General features: G+C 69.7%; 2 protein-coding genes. Both read left to right on the top strand.

Annotation, left to right across the window (positions count from 1 at the left end; genetic code table 11):
• Nucleotides 1-3,649: DISARM system helicase DrmA (gene drmA, locus Q0R63_RS24295; RefSeq protein WP_295702981.1), on the top strand; the 3,649-nt coding region annotated here is incomplete at its 5' end.
• On the top strand, nt 3,649-5,656 hold a 2,008-nt coding region (locus tag Q0R63_RS24290), incomplete at its 3' end, for a DUF1998 domain-containing protein (RefSeq protein ID WP_295702980.1). The genes drmA and Q0R63_RS24290, both read left to right, overlap by 1 nt.

Below are 5,656 nucleotides of genomic sequence, written 5' to 3'. Positions count from 1 at the left end.
CGAGCTGCTTGGCCCCGCGGGCGGCGACGACGAGGTGCTCGACGCCCCGCCTGACTCGCGCTACATCCTCGGGCGGATCGCCCCGGTCAAGCTCATCGGCACTTCGGGCAGTGCGCCGTCGTCAGCGACCGAGGACCCCGACGCCGACCAGTCGATGACATCCGACGACAGCACCTTCGACCTCGGTGACGACCTCGACGCGCTGGAGTCGCGGGGGGTGCCGATGAGTGACGTCGACGACACCTCGGCCGACGGGGACGACGACGCCGGCGCCGACGACTCCGGGCAGGACGAGCCGGTGCGCCGCGGGCTGATGATCCCGGCGTCGATGGGTCTGCGCTTTCAGATCCCGCGCCACCTCGCAGAGTTCACCGTTATCGCCTCGTGGGGCACCTACGAGCCCGAGAGCACCGGAGAAGTGACCGCAGGCGGCCGCTCGATCCGCCGGTTCCGTCGCCAACCCGTCGACATCCCGAGCACCATCCGGGTCGCCGACCTGCAGCCCGGCGTCACGACGGAGGTCAGCCTCAAGGACGACGTCGTCCTGCGGATCGACAGCTACGACGATGAGGCACTCGGGCGCCTTCTCGTCGAGGTGGCCCTGTGCAACGACCGAGAGACACCGCGGAAGATCCCCATCAACGCGTGGATGTTCCAGACCGCCCTGCACGTCGAGGCGGGTGGGGCCGATGTCTTCCTGCCGGTGCACGACGCGCTCAACGACAGCCACGTCGAAGACGACGACGAGCTGCGCCGGCTCGGACTGCAATATCGCGACCGGTTGGAGTTCGCGGTCGGACGCACCTGCTCGGTCGACTGGCTGCTCGACCCCGCCAACCCACGAGCGCGACGGGCTCGTCGCGTGTCGACGACGTGGCTGCCGACCGCCGAGACGCCCCAAGTCGAGGCCAAGGACCCACCGGGCACGGTGCTCGACATGACGGTGCTCGCCACCGCGAGCCCCGCCGAGGTCGAGGCCGGGCTGAGGCCGATCCTCGACGGCTACGACTCATGGCTCGACGGGCAGGCCACGACGGCCGAGCAGCTGCCGGATCACCTGCGCGACGAGGCGCGCGACGCCGTGACCGAAGCGCGACGAGTGCTCGATCAGCTGCGAGCCGGACTGGCCTTCCTCGTCGGGGATCCCGAGGCAATGCGGTGCTTCGGTTTCATGAACCAGGCCATGGCCGACCAGCGCATCCAGACCCAGATCGCGGCCGCCCGCGCCACCGACCCGACGCTGAGCCGCGCGGCGGCCCGAGCCCTCGTGCTCGCCCAGGGGCCGGGGCGTGCCCACTCCTGGCGCACCTTCCAGATCGCCTTCATCCTCATCCAGCTCCCGGCCCTCTGCGACCCGGCCGCCGAGCAGCGCTCCGGTGACCTCGCTCAGGTCGAGCTGCTCTTCTTCCCCACCGGTGGTGGCAAGACCGAGGCCTATCTCGGGCTCGCGGCCTACGCGTTCGCCGTGCGGCGACGACAGGGTCTCATCGACTCGCCCGACGGACCGCTCGACGGCCGGGCCGGTGTCACCGTGCTCATGCGCTACACCTTGCGGCTGCTCACGGCGCAGCAGTTCCAGCGCGCCACGGCCCTGGTGTGCGCGGCCGAGCTCGCGCGGCGGGCCGACCCCGGCGTCTGGGGTGAGGAGCCGTTCCGGATCGGTCTCTGGGTGGGAACCGACGTCTCGCCCAAACGGGTCGACGAAGCCGCCGAGCAGCTGCGTCGGGTCAACGAGGGGCGCGGCCACCGGCTGACCGTCTTGCAGATTCAACGCTGCCCGTGGTGCGGCACCGCAATCGACTCCCGCTCGGTGCGGGTCGACGAGCAACGCCGGCGGGTCTTCGTCTACTGCGGCGACGACCTTGCCGAGTGCCCGTTTTCCGACGGCGGCACCGTCGACGGCGGGCTGCCCGTGCTGACCGTCGACGAGGAGATCTACCGGCTGGCGCCGGCCTTCGTCATCGCCACGGTCGACAAGTTCGCCCGGCTCGCCCGCGAAGGAGAGGCCGCCTCTCTCTTCGGTTACGTCGCCAAGCGCTGCGACCGGCACGGGTTCGTCCACCCCGACTACCAGCAGTGCGACATCAAGGACGGGAGCAAGCACCCGCAGCGCCCCGGTCTGCCGGCTGCGGCGGTGCATCCCCACGCTCGCCTGCGGCCGCCCGACCTCATCATCCAGGACGAGCTGCACCTCATCACCGGCGCGCTCGGCACGACGGTGGGGCTCTTCGAGGTGGCGATCGACGCCTTGACGACATGGCGGACGGCGTCGGGCCGGACCGCCAAGCCGCTGATCGTCGCCTCGACGGCGACCGTGCGCAACGCCCGCGACCAGATCCGGGCGCTCTACGGCCGCGACGTCAACGTCTTCCCGCCACAGGTCATCGACGTCTCCGACACGTTCTTCTCGACCGAGGTGCCGGTCACGCCCGACCGTCCCGGCCGCCGATACGTCGGGGTCAGCACGACCGGGGTGCGGCTCACCACGGCCGAGATCCGGGTGGCCGAAGTGCTGATGTCGGGGGCACAGCTCGTGCTCGACCGCTCCGGTGAGGTGGCCGATCCCTATCTCACGCTCGTCGGCTACTTCAACGCCACCCGCGAGCTGGCGGGGATGGCGCGCTACATGCAGGACGACATCCAGACCGCGCTGTCCAAGGGACGACGGTCGGTGGGCCTGCCGCGGCGCTACGGCACGGCATACGGCGCTCTCAACATGGACGAGCTGACCTCGCGCGTCTCCGGCTCCGGCATCACCGAGACCCTCGACAAGATGGCGACCGCCTTCGACCCGGTCTTCGACTCGACCGACGGTCGGCGGGCGCTCGGTGAGGCACGCGAGCGCGGTGACCCGCTCCCCGAGCGGTCGGTCAACCCCTATGACGTCATCCTGGCCACCTCGATGCTGCAGGTCGGGGTCGATGTGACCCGGCTCGGGCTCATGCTCATGGTGGGTCAACCGAAGAACACGGCCGAATACATCCAGGCCTCCTCACGCGTCGGCCGTGACGGGGCGCGTCCCGGCCTCGTGGTCACCCTCGGCAACTGGGCGAGGCCGCGTGACCTCGCGCACTACGAGCAGTTCCGGCATTACCACGAGACGTTCTATGCGCAGGTCGAGGCGCTCTCGGTGACGCCGTTCTCGGTGACCTCGCTGGAGCGCGGACTCGACGGAGTGCTCGTGAGTGCCGCGCGCGTCCTCGACGCAGCGCGGCCTCAGGGGCTCTCACCTGAGCGGTCGGCCGGGCGGGTCGTCGATCGTCACGACGCGATGACCGGTCTGATTGAGGCACTGGTGGCGCGGGTGCTGCGCGCCTCGGACGAGCCGTCGCAGGACCTCGCCCGGCAGCGGCTGCTCAACCGGCTGGGTGCCTGGGAGGCGCATCGCGCGCTCGTCGTGGCGCAGCACAAGTCGCTCGCCTACGAGCGCGTCACCGACCGCAGCACGTATGCCGCGCTGGTCCGCAGCGCCGAGAGCGGCAGTCGGCGCGAGGACGGTTCGGTGCGTCCGCCGCTGGTGGTGGCGAACTCGATGCGTGAGGTGCAGCCCGAGATCAACCTGCTGGTGAGCCCGGACCCTGACCGGCTGCATCATGCTGAGCCGGTGACGGCGCCTCAGTGGTCCGCGCAGAGTGGAGGGACGTCCTGATGAGCGACGTGCCGCCGTCCCTCGACGCCCTCGAGGCCCTCGTGCCGGAGCCGAGCCGGCCGCTCGACCCCATGGGTGACGGGGCCCGGATGGCCGAAGCCGGGGTGAGGAAGAACTACGCCAAGGTCGGGTCGGCCCGGCCGTCGTCACTGCTCTACACCTACGGGCCGGGCGCGATCATGGACCTGCCGCACTTCACCGTGATGCCCTCGGGCCTCGACGACTGGGACGCCGTGTGGAAGCGGCGTGACGGCATACCGACCATCCACGCCCCTCGGCTGCTCGAGGTCGTGCGCATGATGCTCGGGCCGCAGGTGGCCGAGCTCCGGCCGTTTCCTCGGCAGCCCAACCTGTCGATGTTTTCCCGGGAGGGCTCTGACCTCGGGGTGCCGGCTCGGGTCTTTCCCCAGTGGATGCGGTGCACGGGGTGTGACCGGCTGGCCCCGATCAGCTCGTTCAGCTATCGCAACACGCATCCGTTCCGCACCGACGAGGCGATCTTCGAGCACGAGGGCTGCCGCGGGAAGCGGCGGGCCGAGTCGACGGGGGCGACGAAAGCAGCGGCCGCGCCACGCAAAGGTCGTCGTCAGCCGGTCGTCACCGCGCGTTATCTGCTGGCGTGTCCCGACGGGCACCTGGACGAGTTTCCTTATGACTGGTGGGTACACGACGGGGCGCGTTGCTCGGTCGCATCGGACTCGCCCGCGCTCTACATGACCGACCACAACGGTGGGCGAGGAGCGAGCGCGACGATCCACTGTCGCTCGTGCGAGGCCAAGCGCCCGATGAACCAGGCGCAGGGCCAGGCCGGCAAGGAACGGCTGCCCCAGTGCCGGGGCCGGTTGCCGCACCTCGACGGGTTCGTTCCCGGGGGCTGCGCGAATGAGGCCCGGCTGATGCTCGTCGGAGCGGCGAACCTCTGGTTCCCCGCGGTGCAGTCCATCATCGACATGCCCAGGCTCGACCCCGCCGAGAAGGCTCGCGACGATGCCGATCGGTTGAGAGTGGCACTGGGCGACCAGCTCGTCGAGTTCGGGACGCAGCTCAACGTCATTCGAGCTCTCCTGCGCGACAAGGTCGACGTCTCTGAGCTGAGTGACTCGGAGCTCGGCACTCTCATCGCGCTCGCTAAAGCGCCTGGTGAGTCCGACAACGACCGACGAGATCGTCGAGAGAGATGGGATCCGGTCGATCTGCTCGTCCCGGAATGGCGCTATCTGAAGCGTGAGCCCGCCAAGCAGTTCCATGAGGACAGGGCGAGTGGGCTCACCCTGTCGCCTCGGTTCGTCGACCCCGCAATGGCTGAGGCTCAGGTCAGTCGAGTGCTGGCCGTCGACCGGCTGCGCAAGGTCAACGCGATCGTCGGTTTCACCCGGATCGACGAGATGGACCGCATCAACGACCTCAGTGGCCGGCTCGTGCCCCTGACGCGGACGGCCCGACCGACGTGGGCGGTGGCGACCGAGGATCGCGGCGAAGGGGTGTTCCTCCAGCTGGACGAGGACGCCGTCGCGGAGTGGGAGAAACGGACTGAGGCATCGTCACTGTGGGAGGCTCACCGTGCCTCACACTGGCGCAACTTCGAGCGCCGCTTCTCGGAGACCGCTGACGCCGGTGATCCTGACTCACGTTTGCGACCCGCGCGATACTGGCTGCTCCACACCCTCGCCCACGTCCTCATCCGCGAGATGGCTATGTCGGCGGGCTACGGCGCGGCGAGTCTCACCGAACGCATCTACGCCTGGAGCAGCACATCCGGTGAGGCGGGGGAGGGGCGCCCGCCGGCTGCGGGGTTGATGATCTGCACGACAGCCTCCGACAGTGACGGCACCCTCGGCGGGCTCGTGCGACTGTCAGACCCCTCTCTGCTCGGTCCGATCCTCACCTCGGCCCTGCGTCACGCTGGACGCTGTTCGTCGGACCCGGTCTGTGCGGTACGTACCCCCAAGGACCCTGAGGACTTCCTGCACGGAGCTGCCTGCCACTGCTGCGTGATGGCGTCCGAGA

Source organism: Lapillicoccus sp., from assembly GCF_025353065.1.
Lineage (GTDB): Bacteria > Actinomycetota > Actinomycetes > Actinomycetales > Dermatophilaceae > Lapillicoccus.
The sequence above is the reverse complement of the archived record's forward strand: the minus strand, read 5'-3'. Positions and strand labels throughout refer to the sequence as shown.